Genomic DNA, 20,059 nt, shown 5'->3' on the forward strand with positions numbered 1-20,059 from the left:
CAAGCATAGCGTTGCAATGTGCGGTTTTATATTTTTAACATTCGGGTAAACTAGCAGTCGTCCCGATTAGCCTTTTGGAAGTATTACTTTGATTATTCGGCGTTATCTCGTCAAGCAAGTTGTCTCTACCTCATTGGTGGTCATTTCTTTATTGACCTTAATCATGATGGGTGGTCGTCTGATCAAATACTTTGGTGTGGCGGCGCAGGGGCGTTTAGATGCCAGTATCTTATTTAGCATCATTGGATATCGGTTACCTGAATTTCTAACACTCATTTTACCACTGGGTTTTTTCATTGGTTTAATGTTGGTGTTTGGTCGTTTATATGTTGACCATGAAATGGCAGTACTGAACGGTAGTGGTGTGAGCCGTCATCAATTAGCACGATTACTCATTCCAATGACGCTTGTTTATATGGTTTGTCAGTCTGTGCTTATGCTCTGGATGACGCCGTGGGGACTGCGTGAGTTTGAAAAATTAACCACCACCCAAGCGGTTCGGACAGGCTTCGATTTGGTTCGCCCAAGAGAATTTATTTCTTCTGGACCCTATACGATTTATGCAGGTTCCTTGTCAGAAGACCGAAAGAATTTGAAGGATATTTTCTTTTATCAACGTGCGACCAAAGAAGATAAGCCAGATGTCATGATCTTGGCAAAAGAAGCGACTCGTGTAGAAGTTGCAAATGACACAGCCAATGTCGTTGATCTGGTGCAAGGCCGTCGTTATGAAATATTTCCGGGACAACCAAAATATACACAAGCAGAGTTTCAGTCTTATCGTCTACGTTTAGAAAATGATAAAGATGTTAAGTTTGAGAGTGGTGATGTAGAAGCCTTATCAACGACTAAACTCTTTTCAAAAACAAATGATCCAGTCATAAGAAGTGAGTTGGGATGGCGTTTGTTTGGACCATTCACCATTATGATTGCTTTAATGCTTTCTGTGGCATTGTCTGAGGTGAGTCCACGACAAGGTCGTTATTACCGTCTTATTCCGGCGATTTTTATTTTTTCCAGTCTGATCGTATTAATGATTGCAATCAAGACTCGTATTAGTAAAGAAGAACTCGATATTTGGGCTTATCCTGCCGTTTTGGTAGTTTATGGCGTTGCAGCAGCCTTATTTTCACGTAAACAGAAGTTGGCACCAAAAATCAAGAAACAGATCAAGCGAGTGAAATTATAATGTTAGCACGTCGAATAGTCGCCAAATATGTGACGAAAACCACTGCGCTTGCGATGTTTGGCACCACAGTTGTTTTGTCTATTTTACAGATCCTATTTACGTACCTTGGTGAGTTAGGTGAGCTCAAACCCGACTATAACGCATGGCAAGCTCTCATCTATGTGCTGTGGGGGGCGCCTCGTTATCTATATGAAATTTTACCTATTTCTGCCTTGATTGGTGCTGTAATCGGTTTAGGTTCACTAGCGACCAGCAGTGAACTTATTGTTATGCGCTCTGCTGGTATTAGCTTATGGCGTATTGTTGGTTGGGTGATGCGCTCAGCTTTACTGCTTATTATTTTGTCTTTCGCTTTAAGTGAATGGGTTATTCCATATACAAATGAAAAAGCAGAAAGTGTTAAAAGCCACCGCTCTGTAGCTGCTTTAGGCGAAGTGAAAGGTTATTGGTCACGTGAAGGGCAGAGATTTATCTATATCGACTATGCTAACTCTCAGGGCAATTTAAAAGATATTCAAGTGGTCGATTTTGATCAGAACTATTACTTGCAATCATTAATCAATGCTCAGCAAGGACAGTTCGTAAAAGATGGTCAATGGGCTTTGAAGAAAGCACAACAAATGGATATTTTGGCGGCAGGAAATGCCATCAAAACCGACCATGACGAACAATCACTTTCTTTGGCATTACAGCCTAAATATGTGCACATGGTGACTTTAGATCCTGAAGATTTATCTCCAAGCCAGCTCATTAGTTTCATGCGCTATATGGATGAATATAGTCAGGTTCCAAAGACCTATCAATTGGCTTTCTGGCAAAAAGTTGCCTCGCCATTTTCGTTGATTGCTCTGGTTCTCGTGGCATGTTCATTTATTTTTGGACCATTACGCCAACAATCGATGGGTTTCCGTTTGGTAATCGCATTGTTTATTGGTTTGAGTTTTTATTATTTGCAAGATTTCTTGGGCTATGCCAGCTTGGTTTATGCCCCATCTCCTGCATGGTTCGTACTCGTACCTATCTTGTTAATGTTTGGCGCCGGAAGTTATTTGCTTTACCGCGCTCGCTAGTAATAATTGATATTTATGGTTTTCATCAATCGTAGATATTGGTGAAAGCCATAGGAAAAAATAGAGTCTTGACCGAAAATTCGGTAAGATATTGTGACGAAATTGTAGACAAAAGAGAAATAGATTATGACGGATGCAACTGCTGGCAAGATCCCTCACGTTCTGGTCATTATGGATGGTGTTGGTCACCGTGAAGCGATTGAAGATAATGCTTTTCTTGCAGCAAAAACACCGAATTTGGCGGCAATGACCGCAAAGCATCCAAATAGTCTAATTTCTGGTTCTGGTGAAGATGTTGGTTTACCTGATGGACAAATGGGTAACTCTGAAGTTGGCCATATGAACCTTGGCGCAGGTCGTGTGTTATATCAAGACTTTACCCGTATTACTAAAGATATTCGTACTGGCGACTTTTTTAAACATGAAGTGTTGATCGACGCTGTTGAAAAAGCCAAAGCTGCTAATGGTGCTGTTCATATTATGGGCTTGCTCTCAGAAGGTGGCGTCCATTCACATGAAGACCATATTGTGGCAATGTGTGAGCTTGCATTAAAACGTGGTGCAAAAGTTTATTTACATGCTTTCCTTGATGGCCGTGATACACCTCCACGTAGTGCTCAGCCATCTTTAGAAAAATTAGATGCATTATTTGCTCAATATCCAGGTCAAGGCCGTATCGCAACTATGATTGGCCGCTACTTTGCAATGGACCGCGATAACCGTTGGGATCGTGTTGAGCAAGCTTATCGCTTGTTAACTGAAGGCGAGGCACTTCGTACTGCGCAAACAGCAGTGGAAGGGTTAGAGTTAGCTTATGCAGCCAATGAAAACGATGAGTTTGTAAAAGCGACTCGTATTGGTGATGTTGCTAAAGTGCAAGACGGTGATAGCGTTGTATTTATGAATTTCCGTGCTGACCGAGCTCGTGAAATTACTCGTGCATTTGTAGAAAAAGACTTTGCAGGTTTTGAGCGTAAAGTTGTACCAAACCTTTCTAAATTTGTCATGCTAACCCGTTATCAAGCTAGCATTGATGCGCCAGTTGCATACATGCCAGAAGCATTAAAAAATTCATTGGGTGAATATTTATCTTCTCTTGGAAAGACTCAGTTACGTATTGCCGAAACTGAAAAATATGCTCATGTAACGTTCTTCTTTAGTGGCGGGCGTGAAGATGAATATCCGGGCGAAAAGCGTATTTTGATTCCATCTCCAAACGTTGCAACGTATGACCTTAAGCCTGAAATGAGTGCTTATGAAGTAACTGATGAATTGGTTAAAGCCATTAATTCTGGCGAATACGATTTATTGGTTGTGAACTATGCCAATGGTGATATGGTAGGTCATACAGGTATTTTTAATGCTGCTGTTAAAGCAGTTGAAGCGGTTGATACTTGTTTAGGTCGTGTCTATGAGGCAGTTATGGCGAAAAAAGGCCATATGCTCATTACTGCTGACCATGGTAACGTTGAACAGATGCAAGACTACGAGAGTGGTCAAGTTCATACTCAACATACAACGGAACTTGTACCGTTTATCTATGTTGGCCCAACACAAGCAACAATTGCAGAAGGTGGTGTGCTTGCCGATGTAGCACCAACAATTCTCAATTTAATGCAGATTCCTGTTCCTGCTGAAATGCAAGGACGTAACCTGATTACATTATCTGCATAAACCAAAGGTGATTGGATGCTGCAACACATTAAATATAAAAAACTTATTGTAAGTATGTTGCTGTGTTGCAGCCAATTTGCTTTTGCGGCACCAGTTGTAAAAGAGAAATTATCACCTTTGCATTCTGATTCGGAAGAACCAGAACATAGTTATGCAGAGGTGCCGATCGAGTCTATCCAACAGTTTGTTCAAATCTATGGAATCGTTCGAGATAACTATGTCGATGTGAAGTCTGACGATGCCTTATTTCAACAAGCCATTAAAGGGCTAGTGAGTGGGCTAGATCGTTATTCGCGTTATTTGTCGGCAGAAGAATATCGTCAATTGATTCAATATACCGAAGGTGACCTTGCCTCGGTTGATTTTGCTTTAAGCCCTGAATTGCATGTCCATAAATGGATGATTCGTGATCTTAAAACTGGCTCAGACTCATACAAATTAGGTTTGAGAAATGGTCAAGCGATTCTCAAGATTGATAATCAAGACTTAAAAAATTTAAACCAAGATCAGGTGTTTGGGCTGCTTTATGGCTCTATCGGAAGTACGCTTCAAGTACAAGCAGAAGATTTAAATGGAAACATCAACTTAGTTCGTAATAAAAAAATAGAAACCGATATAGAACCTGTAATGCTACATAATCAGGTTTTGGTGCTAAAAATTAGAGTATTCCAGCAAGACACGGCAAATGAAATTAAACGGTTAATTGAAGAAAATAGTTCACCACGTTTAAAAGCCGTTTTAATCGATTTACGAAACAATCCGGGTGGGTTGTTATCGGCAGCAGTCGAGTCGGCAGATTTATTTCTAAATAGTGGGATTATCGTCTCAACTAAAAGCCGTTCGGAAGGTAATCAGCAATTTCAGGCTCTGCCAGGCAATGAATTTCAGAATATAAAATTAGGTATATTGATTAATCATCGTTCTGCATCGGCAGCCGAGGTTTTTACTGCGGCCATGAAAGAACACCAGCGTGCATGGGTAATCGGTGAAAAAAGTTATGGGAAAGGCGTAGTGCAGAAACTATTTCCTTTGCCAAGTGGTGCGGCACTACAAATGACAGTCTCACACTATTACACGCCAAATGGCAATATGATTGAAGGGCAAGGTATTCAGCCTAACCAGACCTATCCTTTGCCCCCAGAAATGAAAGAAGACGTATATTTAGATCGCGTTGCAGACTTATTTCTAAAGAAAAAATAGTCTTTTATACTTCCTCTCCCAATTCGGTATCTAAGCCAAACTTTTTCAGTCGATAGCGTAAAGAGCGGAAGGTCATTCCTAGCTTTTTAGCTGCTAAGGTCCGGTTCCAATGTGTCATGTCCAATGCGTTCAGTAGAATATCTTTTTCAATATTTTCTAAGTAGCGTTCTAAGCCTTCCATTGGTAATTTTGGCCGAGTCTGAGTAATCGCAGTTGATGTGTCATTCACTTGTTTAGTTGCGATTTGCGAGTTAACGCTACTGCCTCTGAGAGGAGGTGCTAAGTGTGTTAAATCAATACATTCATCATCACTTAAGGTAATAGCTCGTTCAATCATATTTCTTAATTCACGAACATTACCTGGAAAATCTTGCTGCAATAAATAAGTTTCAGCAGTAGTAGTTAATTGTTTGCTTGAAATTCCCCATTCCATACAAACCTTTTGAATAAAATGATTGGCTAATAACAAAATATCTCCACCGCGCTCACGCAGTGGCGGCAACATGATATCCATAACATGAATACGGAAAAATAAGTCCTGACGGAATTTGCCTTGTCGGACTAATAACTCTAAATCTTGGTGGCTGGCGCTAATCACTCGAAAATCAACATCGATTTCCTGATCGGAACCTACTGGACGAATTTTTTTCTCTTGTACTGCCCGAAGTAATTTGACTTGCATACTTAAAGGCAATTCGGCAATTTCATCTAAAAATAAGCTGCCGCCATGAGCGGATAAAATAAGGCCTTGTTTGTCTTGGGTAGCTCCAGTAAAACTGCCTTTTTTATGTCCAAAAAGTTCACTTTCCATGAGCTCAGTTGGAATTGCTCCACAGTTAATCGCAATAAACGGACCTTCGCTGCGATTACTCAAGCGGTGAATAAGATTAGCAACAACCTCTTTACCTGTACCAGACTCGCCTGTAACAAACACTGGAGCTTGAGAGCGGGCTATTTTTTTAATAGCTGTTCGTAAGTTTTGTATCGGTGGAGAACGTCCGATTAATAGGTCATTTTCCAAAGTTATTTCACCGAACTCATGCTCTGGTTTTGGCTGATTTAACGCTTTTTTTAATAACTGATCTAAATGAATTTGGTTAATAGGTTTACTTACAAAGTCAAAAGCTCCTGCCTTTAACGCTGCAATTGCAATATCCATATTGCCGTATGCAGTTAAAACTGCAATTGGTGTGTGTGGGTAAGTTTGAGAAACGTGTTTAACCAATTCTAAACCGCTACCGTCGGGTAGGTTCAAATCGGTTAAACATGCATCGTAATGAAACTGAGTAAAGAGTTGTTTGGCCTGTTCAACCCGATAAGCAAGATGTGTTTTAATCCCCATTCGCGCAAGAGTCATTTGCATTAAAAGGCACAAATCTTCTTCATCGTCTACAAGCAAAACTAGTGGTTGCTGTTCTGCCATTTCCCCAAAAACCTAATAAAAAAATCAATATATTATTGAGCATTCCATTCGGAAGCATGCCCCTTGTTTTTGCTCTACATACGTGAGCTTTGCATGGTTTGCCTCACAAAAACTATGAGACAAATATAATCCTAAACCAGTTCCATTAATTTCGGTACTAAAAAATGGTTTAAATAATTGAGATATATCACGTTTTGAAACACCTTCGCCGTAATCGATCACATCAATATAAATTTTATTTGTTTGTGAGTGAATGTTGATCAGAACATGGGGTGAATCCGGGGCATTATGTCGTAAAGCATTCCTGACAAGATTAATCAGCACTTGTCTTAGCTGTTTCTCGTCAAATAATAATTTTAAGGATGAATCAGAGATTTTAAGCTGTATAGAATGTTTAACATCCGATAGATCTTCGTCTAATAACGTCTTTATGAAGTCGTTTAATTCAATCTGGATTGGATGAGTTCTTTCGCTGCTGGCAAGTCCTAAGGTGTCTTGAACAATACTATCAATACGTTTTGTTTGCTTACCAATCATACGGCGTAAAGTATTTTGCTGTTCTAAATCACTATCTTTAAGTAATTCATTTGCTTGAACAATTGCTGCCAGAGGATTACGGATTTCATGTGCAATACTGGCTGAAAGTTGCCCTAAAGCAGCAAGTTTGAGTTGTTGAGCTTGCTGATTGATCTGCTGTGCATCTTGTAAGATGAGTAGCGTCAATGCTTGTTGCGGCACCACAAGATGTTGCACTTTAATGTTAATAGAATATGCCGATAGTCGAGACTCAAAAATAAATCGATCACCTTCTTGTAGGTTATCAAACTTAAGAATTTCAAATAAATCGGGGTGCCATTTAGCTAAAGGATATTTTTCACTGGCAAATTGTGGCGGAATGCCTAACAGAGAGCAGGCAGCCGGATTACTTAGAACAATGTCATAGTTTTCATCTAGAACAAGATAGCCTTCTTCAATTTGTTCCAGAATATAGCGGTTAATATTTTGTAGTTGATAGAGTTCTATTGATTGGTGGAAGGTAAGTGCTTCAAGTAATTTAAAGCGCTGAACCGCAATTTGTCCGATCCCATGCACCACAAAAAATAAGAAGGCTAATAAGGCACTATTACCAATTGTATTTAGATTATTGTAGTCAAATAAACTACCGACAAAGCGTTGGTAAATAACGGCAATGACCGCAAGTAATGTAATGAGTAAAGACATTCTTGCGCTGAGTAAAATTGCCGAGGTAAATATAGCAATAACATACAGCAAGCTGAGTTGTAGATTTGGTTCACCTACAGAAAATGTAAGTAAACTCAGACAGATAACATCAACTACAAAAAATAAAATAAGCTGTTTGGTTGCCTGAGTTGCAACAAACTTAAAACACAAAAGCTGAAGAAGGCTTAATATGGAATAGCCGAGCAGGGTATAAGAATATAAAGCGGGTTGTTGTAGACTATTGTCGATTTGAGCATCGGTTAAAACCAAAATAATATTGAGGCTAACCGCAATAATAAGACGATATAAACCATACCACGTGCCCAAACGAAAAATCGTATGGGACAACGATGAGTTTAAGGGAAATTGCATATAAGTTTAATTATGGCTTGATCAAACCATAACGGATTGCAAGATGAGTGAGTTTAACGTCGCTATCGATAGCGAGTTTTTCAAAAATACGGTAGCGGTAAGTATTAACTGTTTTTACACTTACAAAAAGTTTGTCCGCAATTTCCTGAGCGCTAATACAATTTACAACCATCATTGCAACTTGCATTTCTCGTTCGGATAAAGCGTCAAAAGGCGATTGTTGCGTGTCAGATAGATAGGAACTCGCCAACTGCTCAGCAATATCGGCACTGAAGTATTTGCCGCCTTGCATGACTTTGTTGATTGCCCGAACCATTTCAGTAATTGGAGCACCTTTAGTGATATAACCTTTAGCCCCTGCTTTAAGCAGAAGAGAAGGGTACGGTTCTTCTGATAAACCACTTACAGCAATAACTTTTGTGTCTGGTGCGGTTTGTAGTAAACGACGTGTCGTTTCTACGCCCCCGATGCCTGGCATGTTGACATCAAGCAACACAACTTGAGGATGTTTCTGACGAACAATAGCAATTGCTTCTTCACCCGATTCGGCTTGTCCAATGACCTCTACATCGGCATGATCTTCTAACATACGGCAAATGCCTGTACGTACAAGTTCATGGTCATCCACAACTAAAACTGTAATCAAGAAGACCTCCTTTCTTTCAAAAAACAAGTTTTTTGTTACATAAAGCAAAATTAGCTTGCAATGGAATGACAAAATTAGCAATCCTATTCTTATATAGTGAGCGAATAGTTGTGCACAATTGTGTCGGTAAAAGCGTTATACCTTATACCTCAAATGTAAGGCATAATTATAGTAAGCGCAAATGTGTATCACCCTGAGTCGAGTATTGTGCCGTGAAAAATTCTAAAAAGTCTTTAATACATGTGCTAAGCATGTCTATTTTGCTTAGTTTGAGTTCAACAAGCTTTGCAGAACTCGTCAATAACCCGTCCTCAGGGAGTACTGGGACTGCAAATTTAAATTGGTCTTCAGCTGACGTTAGTCAACTGTTGAATGATGAAGATGATGAGCCGACTATTCAAGGATCAACATCTGTAACTACAACTTTACGTGGTAGTAATGCACCTAAAGTTATAGCATCTGCTCCTAAGCTTGCTCCAATTCGTGATACGAGTGGTTACAATGCTCAGCCGAGCGTAAGTGCTCGAGCTGCGTTAGTGATGGATGCGCAAACGGGTGAAGTGCTGTTTAGTAAAAACACCAATGCTTCTGTGCCAATTGCGTCTATTACCAAGTTGATGACAGCAGTGGTAACGGCAGATGCTCGTTTGAACATGTCAGAAGAAATTATGCTTGAGCAAATTGATTTTGCTGGGGCAAACGGTAAAAATTCAAGTTCAACACTTCGTGTTGGCGACAAAATGAACCGTGCAGAAGTATTGTTGTTTGCTTTGATGAAGTCTGAAAATCCCGCAGCGGCAGCTTTAGCGCGTACTTATCCGGGTGGTCGTCCTGCATTCGTAGCGGCAATGAACGCTAAAGCACGTGCTTTAGGTATGAATGCAACTCATTATTATGAGTCAACTGGTTTAGATCCACGCAATGTATCTTCTGCGCGTGACTTAGGGATTTTAGCGAGTACAGCTTCTCAATATGGTTTGATTCGCCAATTCTCAACTACACCGACCTATGACTTTAACTTGGGCTATCGTGTGTTGAAATCTAACAATACGAATGCTTTAGTACGTAATGGTGGTTGGAATATTAACTTGTCTAAAACAGGTTATATTAATGAAGCAGGTCGCTGTGTTGTCATGCATACGACTGTAAACTCGCGTCCAGCAGTGATTGTATTACTTGGCGAGCCAAGTACGCAGGCACGTAATAACGATGCAACTAACCTATTAGGTTGGTTAAGTAATTTACCAAAACGTATTTAATTTAAATATTCTAAAAACGCTTCTATCAAGAAGCGTTTTTTTATGGCTATAAAAAAGACATAAAAAACGGCTGTGTTGAACAGCCGTTTTTTGAAAACTCAGATTTTACATATTAGATAAAATCGAATCTTTTACTTGGCTCATTGTCGCATCAATTGACAACATCACTGCATCAGCACATTGTTTGATTGCAGTGTCAGGATCTTTCAAGCCGTTACCAGTTACTGTACATACAATTACAGAACCTTCAGCAATCTTACCTGCTTTAATATCGCGAATCGCACCGCCAATAGAAGCAGCAGATGCTGGCTCAACAAATACACCTTCATACATAGAAAGTAAGCGTTGAGCTTCTAAAATTTCGCTGTCTTGAAGTTCATCGAACCAGCCTTTAGAGTCACGTACTACAGCTTTTGCATGGTTCCAGCTTTGTGGATTACCAATACGAATTGCAGTTGCAACTGTTTCAGGGCTTTCAACTGGAGCACCACGTAAGAATGGAGCTGCGCCAGAAGCTTGGTAACCAACCATTGTTGGTAAACCTTCAGGTTTTGGACCAGTGAATTGATCAGTAGCTGCATCATAAATCACTTGTTCAAACTGATCAGCAGGTTGGTTTGCTACAGCTTCGGTATAACCCATCCAGTGAGCTGTGATGTTACCTGCATTACCAACAGGTAAGCAGTGATAATCAGGTGCGCGGCCTAAAGCTTCAACGATTTCATAAGCAATAGTTTTTTGACCTTGCAAACGGTAAGGGTTGATTGAGTTTACAATTGTTACAGGTGCTTGATCAGCAACTTCTTTTACAAGACGCATACCATCATCGAAGTTACCACGAATTTGCATAGTGATTGCACCATACATCATCGCTTGCGCCATTTTACCCATTGCAATTTTGCCTTCTGGAATCAAAACGAATGCTTTGATACCTGCGCGTGCAGCATAAGCAGCAGCAGCAGCAGAAGTGTTACCAGTAGATGCACAGATAATCGCTTTAGAGCCTTCTTCAACCGCTTTGGTTACAGCCATGGTCATACCACGGTCTTTAAATGAACCAGTTGGGTTTAAGCCCTCATATTTCACATAAATTTCAACATCTTTGCCAATAATACGTGGAATATTCTCAAGTTTAATGAGTGGGGTGTTGCCTTCACCCAAAGAGATAGCACGAGTAGTTGCCGAAACTGGCAAACGGTCACGATAACGATCTACAAGACCAGTATAACGATTGGCATTAGACATGATGGTGTTCCAATTAGAGGTGAAGCGGGAGAGGGAATCTTTCCCTCAACCTGATTAACTATCGAGCGATTCTAAACGAATTCTTACGATTTCGCCACGAATAGCAGGTAATGCTTGGATTTGTGCAAGAGCCTCATCCATTTTAGATTCAACGATTGGATCGGTCAGAATCACGATTGGAATAAGGTCTTTTAAACGGGATTGTTGCATGATGGCATCAATACTAATTCCAGCGCGGCTTAAGATGGTAGTAACATCTGCAAGTACGCCAGTTTGATCTTCTGCATTTAAGCGGATGTAATAACCAGTGGTCATTTCTTCACGGCTTAAAATTGGCACATTTGTTAATGCTTCAAAAGCCAACTGAGGAATTGTTCCTGCACCGTCTTCGGTATAAGAGATGTCACGAACAATATCAATTACATCGGCAACAACAGCAGAAGCTGTTGGACCAGCACCCGCACCAGCACCGTAATAGAGCGTTGGGCCTACAGCATGCGCTTGAACTAAAACAGCATTTTTAACGCCGTTTACATTCGCAATAAGCTGTTCATCTGGAATGAGCGTTGGGTGAACACGTAGTTCAATACCCTTTTCAGCGCGACGTGCAATTCCTAGGTGTTTAATGCGGAAACCAAGTTCTTCTGCATATTTCACATCTTGTGCAGTGATTTTACTAATACCTTCGGTATAGACCTTATCAAACTGAAGAGGAATACCAAACGCACAAGACGCTAAAATTGTAAGCTTGTGCGCAGCATCAATACCTTCAACGTCAAAAGTTGGGTCTGCTTCTGCATAACCGAGTTCTTGAGCTTCTTTTAATACATCATCAAATGCACGGCCTTTCTCACGCATTTCAGTGAGAATAAAGTTACCTGTACCATTAATGATGCCTGCCAACCATTCAATATGGTTTGCAGCAAGACCTTCGCGGATGACTTTAATAATTGGAATACCGCCAGCAACTGCTGCTTCATAAGCAATTTGCACAGCATTGTCTTCTGCTGCTTTAAATAATTCATTGCCATGTTCAGCGAGTAACGCTTTATTTGCAGTCACGACTTGTTTGCCGTGTTTGATCGCTTCCATGATAACTTCGTAAGCAGGGTGGATCCCACCCATAACTTCTACAACTACATCAACGTCTGGTTGACGAACGATGTCAAGTAAATCGGCGCTTTGTTTAATCCCTTCCAATTCAAGATCTGGACGAGGGCGGCGTGTTCCAACGTGGGTAATTTGAATTTCTCGACCGGTGCGACGTTTAATTTCAGCGGCATTTTCTTGTAGTAGTTTAAGGGCTCCTCCACCTACGGTTCCTAGACCGAGTATTGCCAGGCGAACTGGTTTCACGTCACACTCCATTCATCATTTAATCATTTAGTTGAAGCTAGATCATAGCTAAAAAAAACGCCAGACTCTAGCGCTTTTAGTGCCTGTTCAATGAATTAGAGTGCGATGTTTGGAAAAGAAGAGTAGATCAGTCTTTAAACACAGGTAGTTAAAGCATTATTTATTGAAAAAACAAAGCGCTGCAATGAGAGCAGCGCTTTTTGTAAGATATAGATGATTAATCATTCATCAACTTTAAGTAGATTATTTATCCAGACGTTTAATTAATTCATCTGGTGTTAGATATCCACCTAAGTACTCGCCATCAACACTATAAATAGCAGGTGTACCATTTACACCCATGTTTAAGCCAAGTTGATATTGTTCACGAACAGGGTTTTTACATTGAGCAGGCGGAATATTGACACCTTGTACAGCTTGGCTAAAGGCAGCTTTACGATCTGCACTACACCATACAGCTTCCATGGTCGGCATAAATTGCTCACCACGTGGCCAAGCGATATAGCGTACTTCAATACCCTTTTCATTAATTTCAGGAATGTGCTCATGTAGTTTATGGCAATAAGGACAACTTGCATCGGTAAACACATAAATCACATGTTTAGCCTTACCCTTTGCAGGGTAGACAATCAAATCTTCATTTTTTAAAGCAGCAAGATGCTTTTTATTTTCTGAAGCTTGGAGATTATCACCGATATTATGAAGCTCTTTGGCTCCTAGTCGGATTACATCACCCTGAATTAAATATTTTCCATCACTGGTTGTATAAATCGATGTCATCCCTTCGAGATTCACCCAATACAAATTAGGAACTTCAGTCGGCTTGATATCTAAAATTTTGGCGTTGATATTTGCATTCTTAAATTGTTTCTGCAAAGTTTCGATCAAACGCTGCTTATCATTACGTTCGATAATGGTTGAAGCTTCCCCAGTAGCAGGTGCAGTCGCTGTGAGCGCATCTTCTTTTTGTGGTTTGTTTTCTTTAGAACAAGCACTGAACAAAAGGCTAGATGCCAGCGTGCAGGCAAGAAAAATTTGAGAGCGGGTAAAAGACATAGATAACCCTTATTTCATCAGTATTTATAGTCAGAAGCTGCTAAGCATAACAAAAAATCTAATGTGTATTGTTAAAACTTTCTTAACCTTTGTGAACGAAATCAAACGATTGATATGAAATATTTACTTTGAGCTTCACAGCTTTATTATCCTCTAGGATGATGTTTTTCATGTAATTGTTGCATTCGTACTTGTGCAACATGTGTATAGATTTGTGTTGTAGATAAATCGCTATGACCCAGTAACATTTGTACTACGCGTAAATCAGCGCCGTGATTGAGCAAGTGTGTCGCAAAGGCGTGACGTAAGGTGTGAGGTGAGAGTTCAGCTTGAATATTGGCTTGAAGCGCGTAGCGTTTAATGGCATACCAAAAGTTCTGCCGACTCATAATTCCGCCATGTTGGGTCAAGAAAAGATAGTCAGTCGAGCTTTTGTAGAGCTGAGGCCGAGCATTATGCAAATAGCGTTCTACCCATTCACAAGCGAATTGTCCTAATGGAACTAAACGTTCTTTATTGCCTTTACCTGTAACACGTAAATAGCCTTGCTTTAAATTAATGAGCTCTAATCGCAAGTTAAGTAGTTCTGAAACACGTAAACCGCAGGCGTAAAGTACTTCAAACATTGCTCGATCACGTAAGCCAAGTGCTGTATTAATATCGGGTGCTTGGATCAGTGCTTCAACATCTTCTTCAGATAAATCTTTGGGTAAGGCCCGTCCAATTTTTGGAGAATGGTGAGTTGCCACAGGATTATCGCTTCGTAATTTCTGTTCACGTAAAAATTTGTAAAACTGGCGTAGAGCAGATAAGCAGCGAGCAATCGAGCGGGGACTTTTCCCTGCTTTTGTCAGTTCAATTAGAACATCAGCGATATCATCACTTGTCCACTCTGGAAGAGCTGTTTTTTTATGAAGTTCACTGCATTGAATGAGGTCAGATAAATAAGCATTTCGTGTATGTGGACTCACTGTCTGTGCAACTAAGTAGTCGCGAAAACCTTGTAAAAAGCTTAAATGTTCAGGAATTTGAACTGGGCTTGGAATACGCGGTTTTTTATTCAACATACACTAGATCCTCTAAACTACTGTACTTTAAAAGAAACTTTAAGGTTTGTCGATTAAACTTAATAAGAAGTGAAATTTAACCTTATTTGGTAATTATTCTCATTTATATGTATACTAGAAAAAAAGGTTTAGGATCGGATGCGGTGCGTTTATCAGCTTTAAAAGTGAAGCAAGCGGCGACCATCACCAAAGTGAATCGGATAGAAGTAGAGTCCGAGCAGCAAGATTTGGTCGCAATTCGTTTGGAAAGTCTGGGCTTTGTACCAGGCACACGAGTGGAAGTGATTACCAAGGGTATTTTTGGTGGTGATCCGATCTTGATCCAAATTGGCTTTACTCGTTTCGCTTTACGTAAAGCAGAAGCGGAAAAAATTGAAATTCTAGTAGAAGAAGGAGTACCCGCATGAGTGATGCGTTACGTATTGCCCTTGTGGGAAACCCTAACTGTGGTAAAACCTCTCTTTTCAACCACTTAACTGGAACTCGACAAAAAGTTGCAAACTATGCGGGCGTAACTGTTGAGCGTAAAGTAGGTCATTTTCAGTTACCGTCAGGTCGAGCAGTGCGTGTACTCGATTTACCGGGTACATATAGTCTAAATGCAACTAGTCCTGATGAAGTTATTACCCGTGACGTTTGTTTGGGTAAGATTGCAGAAGAAGGGCAGCAAGATGCGTTTTTGTGTGTGGTTGATGCCACTAACTTAAAATTGCATTTAGGACTGGTGCTCGAAATGATCGGGCTAGGCCGCCCGATTTTACTTGTACTGAATATGATGGATGAAGCGCGTCGTCGTGGCATCCAAATTAATACTCAAAAGTTATCTCAACGTTTGGGTGTACCTGTTGTTGAAACAGTTGCTGTTCGTAATGCGGGTATTGAAAATTTATTACATGCCCTTGATCAAGAAAAATACAGTGTGCCACAGACCGAATTGAGTGGTTTAACTGGAACTCATCATCAAAAAATCGATATGATTTTTAAAGATGTTGTTCATTATGTTGAGCAGGGTGATAAGCGTACTGATTTTCTAGATCGAATTTTCTTGCATCCAGTTTTAGGCCTGCTCAGCCTTGCACTCATGATGTTTATTGTGTTCCAAGCAGTTTTTGCGTGGGCAGCTCCATTCATGGATGGTATTGAAGGTTTCTTCGGTTGGTTGGGTGAAGTAATAGGAAGCGTGATTACACAGCCCCTACTACATAGTTTGGTCGTTGATGGAATTATCGCGGGTGCTGGTGGCGTAGTGGTGTTCTTGCCACAAATTCTGATCTTGTTCTTCTTCATTTTAGTATTAGAAGAATCGGGCTATTTACCGCGTGCAGCATTTTTGCTTGATAAATTAATGTTTCAAGCTGGTTTAAGCGGACGAGCCTTTATTCCTTTACTTTCAAGCTTTGCTTGTGCAGTACCGGGAATCATGGCAACGCGTAGTATTAGTGACCCTCGTGATCGCTTTACGACCATTATGGTTGCGCCATTAATGACTTGTTCGGCACGTTTACCTGTATATGCTCTGCTGATTGCTGCATTTATTCCAGAGAAAATGGTCTGGGGTATTTTCAACCTACAAGGTCTGGTGCTATTCGGTCTGTATATGGCTGGTATTGTGAGTGCGCTTTGTGTTTCATTTTTAATGAAATTCTTCCAAAAAGATAAGTCTCAACATGCCTTATTGCTAGAGCTGCCGAGTTATCGTTTCCCTGATTTAAAAAGTGTGGGAATCGGTTTGTTGGACCGTGCAAAGATCTTCTTAAAACGTGTCGGCGGAATTATTTTTGCGCTCTCTATTTTGCTCTGGTTTTTGTGTACTTTCCCACAACCACCAGAAGGGGCGACATTACCTGCTATAGATTATAGTTTTGCCGGTATGCTCGGACACCTTATTCAACCTTTATTTGCTCCAATTGGTTTTAACTGGCAAATCTGTATTGCTTTAATTCCAGCTATGGCTGCGCGTGAAGTTGTGGTTGCAGCATTAGGTACGGTTTATGCCTTGTCTGCAACGAGTGACGATGCTGTAGCACAAGGTTTGTCACATCTGATTAGTGCAGATGGCACAGGTTGGTCTTTGGCAACAGGATTGTCGCTTTTAGTGTGGTTCATTTATGCCCCACATTGTTTGGCTACGTTGGCAACAGTACGACGTGAAACAGGTTCATGGAAACATGTTGCTGCCATGACTGCATATCTGTTCGGTTTGGCTTATTTGGCATCGTTTGTTACCTATCAAATTGCTTCCCACTATTGGGGTTAAGGCAAGAAAGGAGGTTGTATATGATTCAATATCTGATTATTGCGGTTGTAGTGAGTTGGAGTGCGGTTGTTGTTTTTAAGAAAGTATTTCCAAAAACAGCAAATTCAGTCTTTTCTTCACTCTCTGTATTTTGTGAAAAGCAGGGTTGGACAACTTTGGCAAAATGGCTTAAACCAAAAATGACCTTTGGTTGTGCTGGTGGCTGTGGTTGTTCAAGCGAAGATAAACCTACCAATACAGTTCAAGAAATTAAGCCAATTAAATGGCAATAAATTTAGTATTTCCTGTTTCGTTTAAAAAGCCATCATATTGATGGCTTTTTTACGCACTGACACAAAAAAAGATGAATAAAGTTCAAACTGAAAAAGCATTCAAAACAGCAAAGTGCTAACATTTTTGCCATTCTGTCGATTGATAAATTGTGGGGCAAAAATGTTAATACAACGTGGTGGATTAAAAGTTGTCGCAGGCTTAGGAATATCAGGTGTATCTGCTGTTAATTTCCTGCATGAACAAGGCTACCAAGTTGCAGTAACGGACTCTCGTCCAACCCCTCCTGGCCATGACCAGATTCCAGCTGGTGTTAAAACCAGTTTTGGTCAACTTGACCAAGAATTATTATTACAAGCAGAAGAAATTATTTTAAGCCCAGGCCTTGCACCGCAATTACCAGAAATTCAGGCAGCTATTGCTCAAGGGATTTCAGTAGTAGGCGACATTCAACTATTACGCCGTGCGACTGAAGTGCCTATTGTGGCTATTACGGGTTCTAATGCCAAAAGTACCGTAACGACTCTAATTGGTTTAATGGCTAAAGATGCGGGTAAAAAAGTTGCTGTGGGTGGAAACCTAGGACGCCCAGCTCTAGACTTGCTAAAAGACCAACCAGAGTTGCTTGTACTTGAGCTATCAAGTTTTCAGTTGGAAACCACATCACATTTAAATGCTGAGGTTGCTGTGGTTCTTAACATGAGTGAAGATCACCTAGATCGTCATGGCGATATGTGGGGTTATCACCAAGCAAAACACCGTATTTTCCAAGGCGTTAAAAAAGTTATATTTAACCGTGATGATGCTTTAAGTCGCCCTCTTGTTCCAGATACAACCCCAATGCAAAGCTTTGGTCTAAATGCACCAGACTTAAACCAGTACGGTGTTTTAAGAGATGGTGATGGCGAGCTTTGGCTTGCACGTGGTTTGCAGCGTTTAATTAAAAGCTCAGATTTATATATTCAAGGCATGCACAACGTAGCCAATGCTTTAGCTTGTTTGGCATTAGGTGAAGCAATTGGTTTGCCTATGGAATCTATGCTTGAAACGTTAAAACAGTTTAAAGGATTAGAGCACCGCTGTGAGTATGTGAGAACTGTACATGATGTACGTTATTATAATGACTCTAAAGGGACTAATGTTGGTGCTACACTTGCTGCAATTGACGGTTTAGGTGCTGCAATTGAGGTTAAAAAAGGTAAGGTTGCCTTGATTTTAGGTGGGCAGGGTAAAGGTCAAGATTTTGCTCCATTACGTTCTTCTATCGAAAAATATGCCAAAGTTGTGGTATTGATTGGTGAAGATGCTCCAGTTATTGAACAAGCAATTCAGGGCGCAACCAAAATTTTGCATGCAGCAACACTCAAAGAAGCTGTAGAGCTGTGTCAACGTGAAACACAAGCTGAAGATGTGGTGTTGTTATCACCAGCCTGTGCAAGTTTTGATATGTTTAAAAGTTATAATGATCGTGGTCAGCAGTTTGTTGCCTGCGTCAATTCGTTGGTTTAAGAAAACATGATTAGGAATGTAGTATGGCAGGCTTAGCTCAGACCACAATCCAGAAAATCAATCATTTGTATGAACGGATATTGCCTAAATGGCCAGCGGAAGTGACGCCACGTAATGTCCTGATTTTCTGTGTCGTTGCATTGTTGTGTATCGGTTCCGTGATGGTGGCGTCTGCTTCGATGCCCTATGCTGAATATATGCATGAAAACCCGTTTCACTATGTGATTCGTCATGGTATTTCGATTGTTGCTGCGGCTGTGGTGGCATATTTGACCTATCGGATATCACTCAATACGTGGTTTAAAAATACTTTCCCGCTGTGGCTGTTGACCATGGTTCTGCTACTTGCTGCTTTGGTGGTAGGTTCAGAAGTGAACGGTTCTACACGTTGGATTAAGATCGGTGGCTTTACCTTACAGCCAACCGAGGTTGCCAAAGTCATGATGGCAATCTTTACCGCAGACTACGTTGTGCGCCGTGCCAAAGAGGTTCGTACTCATTGGAAAGGCTTATTACGTTTAAGTGGGGTCATGGCAATTACGGTTGGTTTGATTATTGCTGAGCCTGACTTGGGTGCTACGATCGTAATTGTATTGATGATGGTCGGGGTATTCTTTTTAGCTGGTGCACCGCCGACACAGTTCTTAATTATGTTAGGTGCGATTGTAACCGGTATCGTTTTTTTGATTTTGTTTGAACCATATCGTTTCCAGCGTTTGATTTCATTTACTGACCCATGGGCAGATCCATTAGGGGTGGGGTATCAGTTATCAAATGCATTAATGGCCTTTGGCCGTGGTGAGTGGTTTGGTACAGGCTTAGGACATAGTGTCCAAAAGTTATCTTATTTACCTGAAGCGCATACTGACTTTATGTTGGCGGTGTTAGGTGAAGAGTTTGGTTTCTTTGGTATTTCGATTGTCATTGGTTTGTCTTTCTTGATGTTGGCATGCTGTATCAAAATTGGTCATCGTGCATTGAAACATCATTACCTTCGCGCAGGCTATTTGGCTTACGGTATTAGTATTATTTTCTTACTCCAGATTTTGGTAAATGCGGGCATGAATATGGGTTTGATGCCGACTAAAGGTTTGACGCTGCCATTTATTAGTTATGGTGGTACATCTTTAATGATGTGTGCTGCGATGATTAGCTTGATCTTAAAGATCGATGCTTCAACCCAAGAAGTGAACCCAGAAAGGGAAGAATCAAACTTCTAGTTGAATATTTAGGCATGAGAAAACC

At 40.6% G+C, this 20,059-nt stretch carries 17 protein-coding genes; 10 read left to right on the top strand and 7 right to left on the bottom strand.

What is annotated here, in order from left to right:
• Window positions 1–88 precede the first annotated feature (88 nt).
• From lptF to AC1PJP_RS07065, 4 genes are all read left to right on the top strand, one after another.
• On the top strand, window positions 89–1,189 hold the full coding sequence (gene lptF, locus AC1PJP_RS07050) for an LPS export ABC transporter permease LptF (RefSeq protein WP_151744797.1): 1,101 nt from the start codon (window positions 89–91) through the stop codon (window positions 1,187–1,189).
• Window positions 1,189–2,259: an LPS export ABC transporter permease LptG gene (gene lptG, locus AC1PJP_RS07055; protein ID WP_151744796.1), complete on the top strand. Its 1,071-nt coding sequence runs from the start codon at window positions 1,189–1,191 to the stop codon at window positions 2,257–2,259. The genes lptF and lptG overlap by 1 nt, the downstream gene beginning before the upstream one ends.
• A 126-nt stretch (window positions 2,260–2,385) precedes the next feature.
• Window positions 2,386–3,933: a 2,3-bisphosphoglycerate-independent phosphoglycerate mutase gene (gene gpmI / locus AC1PJP_RS07060; protein WP_479766733.1), complete on the top strand. Its 1,548-nt coding sequence runs from the start codon at window positions 2,386–2,388 to the stop codon at window positions 3,931–3,933.
• 15 nt (window positions 3,934–3,948) lie between these two features.
• Window positions 3,949–5,133 carry a S41 family peptidase gene (locus AC1PJP_RS07065; protein ID WP_133748038.1) on the top strand — a complete coding sequence of 395 codons (1,185 nt, stop codon included), beginning with the start codon at window positions 3,949–3,951 and terminating at the stop codon, window positions 5,131–5,133.
• Window positions 5,134–5,137: 4 nt separating this feature from the next.
• Here AC1PJP_RS07065 and AC1PJP_RS07070 read toward each other — a convergent pair whose 3' ends face one another.
• The 3 genes from AC1PJP_RS07070 to gacA are packed head-to-tail and all read right to left on the bottom strand — an operon-like array spanning window position 5,138 to window position 8,795.
• Window positions 5,138–6,556: a sigma-54-dependent transcriptional regulator gene (locus AC1PJP_RS07070; RefSeq protein WP_419298060.1), complete on the bottom strand. Its 1,419-nt coding sequence runs from the start codon at window positions 6,554–6,556 to the stop codon at window positions 5,138–5,140.
• A 24-nt stretch (window positions 6,557–6,580) separates the two neighbouring features.
• Window positions 6,581–8,149, bottom strand: a complete 1,569-nt coding sequence (locus tag AC1PJP_RS07075) for a sensor histidine kinase (protein ID WP_479766734.1) — start codon at window positions 8,147–8,149, stop codon at window positions 6,581–6,583.
• 10 nt (window positions 8,150–8,159) lie between these two features.
• On the bottom strand, window positions 8,160–8,795 hold the full coding sequence (gacA, locus tag AC1PJP_RS07080) for a response regulator transcription factor GacA (protein WP_003654436.1): 636 nt from the start codon (window positions 8,793–8,795) through the stop codon (window positions 8,160–8,162).
• A 212-nt stretch (window positions 8,796–9,007) separates the two neighbouring features.
• Here gacA and pbpG point away from each other — a divergent pair, with 212 nt between their 5' ends.
• Window positions 9,008–10,054, top strand: coding sequence for a D-alanyl-D-alanine endopeptidase PBP7/8 (gene pbpG, locus AC1PJP_RS07085; RefSeq protein ID WP_147306163.1), 1,047 nt, complete (start codon window positions 9,008–9,010; stop codon window positions 10,052–10,054).
• Window positions 10,055–10,159: 105 nt separating this feature from the next.
• On the opposite strand, the gene thrC is transcribed toward pbpG, so the two are convergent.
• The 4 genes from thrC to xerD form a co-directional block, all read right to left on the bottom strand.
• A complete protein-coding gene (gene thrC, locus AC1PJP_RS07090) occupies window positions 10,160–11,299 on the bottom strand; it encodes a threonine synthase (RefSeq protein WP_004795157.1) in 1,140 nt (379 codons plus the stop codon).
• A 54-nt stretch (window positions 11,300–11,353) separates the two neighbouring features.
• Window positions 11,354–12,655 carry a homoserine dehydrogenase gene (locus AC1PJP_RS07095; protein WP_005301642.1) on the bottom strand — a complete coding sequence of 434 codons (1,302 nt, stop codon included), beginning with the start codon at window positions 12,653–12,655 and terminating at the stop codon, window positions 11,354–11,356.
• A 243-nt stretch (window positions 12,656–12,898) separates the two neighbouring features.
• Complete coding sequence (locus AC1PJP_RS07100; RefSeq protein ID WP_479766735.1) at window positions 12,899–13,711, bottom strand: DsbC family protein; 813 nt, start codon at window positions 13,709–13,711, stop codon at window positions 12,899–12,901.
• Window positions 13,712–13,857: 146 nt separating this feature from the next.
• Window positions 13,858–14,778, bottom strand: coding sequence for a site-specific tyrosine recombinase XerD (gene xerD, locus AC1PJP_RS07105; protein WP_049838278.1), 921 nt, complete (start codon window positions 14,776–14,778; stop codon window positions 13,858–13,860).
• 143 nt (window positions 14,779–14,921) lie between these two features.
• On the opposite strand from xerD, the gene AC1PJP_RS07110 reads away from it, so the two are divergent.
• The 5 genes from AC1PJP_RS07110 to ftsW all read left to right on the top strand — a co-directional run bounded on the left by AC1PJP_RS07110 (window position 14,922) and on the right by ftsW (window position 20,034).
• Entirely contained in the window at window positions 14,922–15,185 is a 264-nt protein-coding gene (locus tag AC1PJP_RS07110; RefSeq protein WP_013199126.1) for a FeoA family protein, read from the top strand.
• Entirely contained in the window at window positions 15,182–17,035 is a 1,854-nt protein-coding gene (feoB, locus tag AC1PJP_RS07115; protein ID WP_005301651.1) for a ferrous iron transporter B, read from the top strand. Before AC1PJP_RS07110 ends, feoB begins: the two co-directional genes overlap by 4 nt.
• A 20-nt stretch (window positions 17,036–17,055) precedes the next feature.
• Complete coding sequence (locus AC1PJP_RS07120; RefSeq protein ID WP_013199125.1) at window positions 17,056–17,307, top strand: DUF6587 family protein; 252 nt, start codon at window positions 17,056–17,058, stop codon at window positions 17,305–17,307.
• Window positions 17,308–17,467: 160 nt separating this feature from the next.
• A complete protein-coding gene (gene murD, locus AC1PJP_RS07125) occupies window positions 17,468–18,814 on the top strand; it encodes a UDP-N-acetylmuramoyl-L-alanine--D-glutamate ligase (protein ID WP_224970286.1) in 1,347 nt (448 codons plus the stop codon).
• A 23-nt stretch (window positions 18,815–18,837) separates the two neighbouring features.
• Entirely contained in the window at window positions 18,838–20,034 is a 1,197-nt protein-coding gene (gene ftsW, locus AC1PJP_RS07130; RefSeq protein ID WP_151821491.1) for a putative lipid II flippase FtsW, read from the top strand.
• Window positions 20,035–20,059: the final 25 nt, after the last annotated feature.

This window comes from Acinetobacter sp. V116_7, assembly GCF_056735735.1.

Excerpts from the sequence above, each read along its gene's own strand:
- AC1PJP_RS07070 (WP_419298060.1), bottom strand. The coding sequence starts at position 6,556 with ATGGCAGAACAGCAACCACTAGTTTTGCTTGTAGACGATGAAGAAGAT.
- murD (WP_224970286.1), top strand. The coding sequence starts at position 17,468 with ATGTTAATACAACGTGGTGGATTAAAAGTTGTCGCAGGCTTAGGAATA.
- AC1PJP_RS07075 (WP_479766734.1), bottom strand. The coding sequence starts at position 8,149 with ATGCAATTTCCCTTAAACTCATCGTTGTCCCATACGATTTTTCGTTTG.
- xerD (WP_049838278.1), bottom strand. The coding sequence starts at position 14,778 with ATGTTGAATAAAAAACCGCGTATTCCAAGCCCAGTTCAAATTCCTGAA.
- ftsW (WP_151821491.1), top strand. The coding sequence starts at position 18,838 with ATGGCAGGCTTAGCTCAGACCACAATCCAGAAAATCAATCATTTGTAT.
- gpmI (WP_479766733.1), top strand. The coding sequence starts at position 2,386 with ATGACGGATGCAACTGCTGGCAAGATCCCTCACGTTCTGGTCATTATG.
- lptG (WP_151744796.1), top strand. The coding sequence starts at position 1,189 with ATGTTAGCACGTCGAATAGTCGCCAAATATGTGACGAAAACCACTGCG.
- AC1PJP_RS07100 (WP_479766735.1), bottom strand. The coding sequence starts at position 13,711 with ATGTCTTTTACCCGCTCTCAAATTTTTCTTGCCTGCACGCTGGCATCT.
- thrC (WP_004795157.1), bottom strand. The coding sequence starts at position 11,299 with ATGTCTAATGCCAATCGTTATACTGGTCTTGTAGATCGTTATCGTGAC.
- AC1PJP_RS07120 (WP_013199125.1), top strand. The coding sequence starts at position 17,056 with ATGATTCAATATCTGATTATTGCGGTTGTAGTGAGTTGGAGTGCGGTT.
- AC1PJP_RS07065 (WP_133748038.1), top strand. The coding sequence starts at position 3,949 with ATGCTGCAACACATTAAATATAAAAAACTTATTGTAAGTATGTTGCTG.
- feoB (WP_005301651.1), top strand. The coding sequence starts at position 15,182 with ATGAGTGATGCGTTACGTATTGCCCTTGTGGGAAACCCTAACTGTGGT.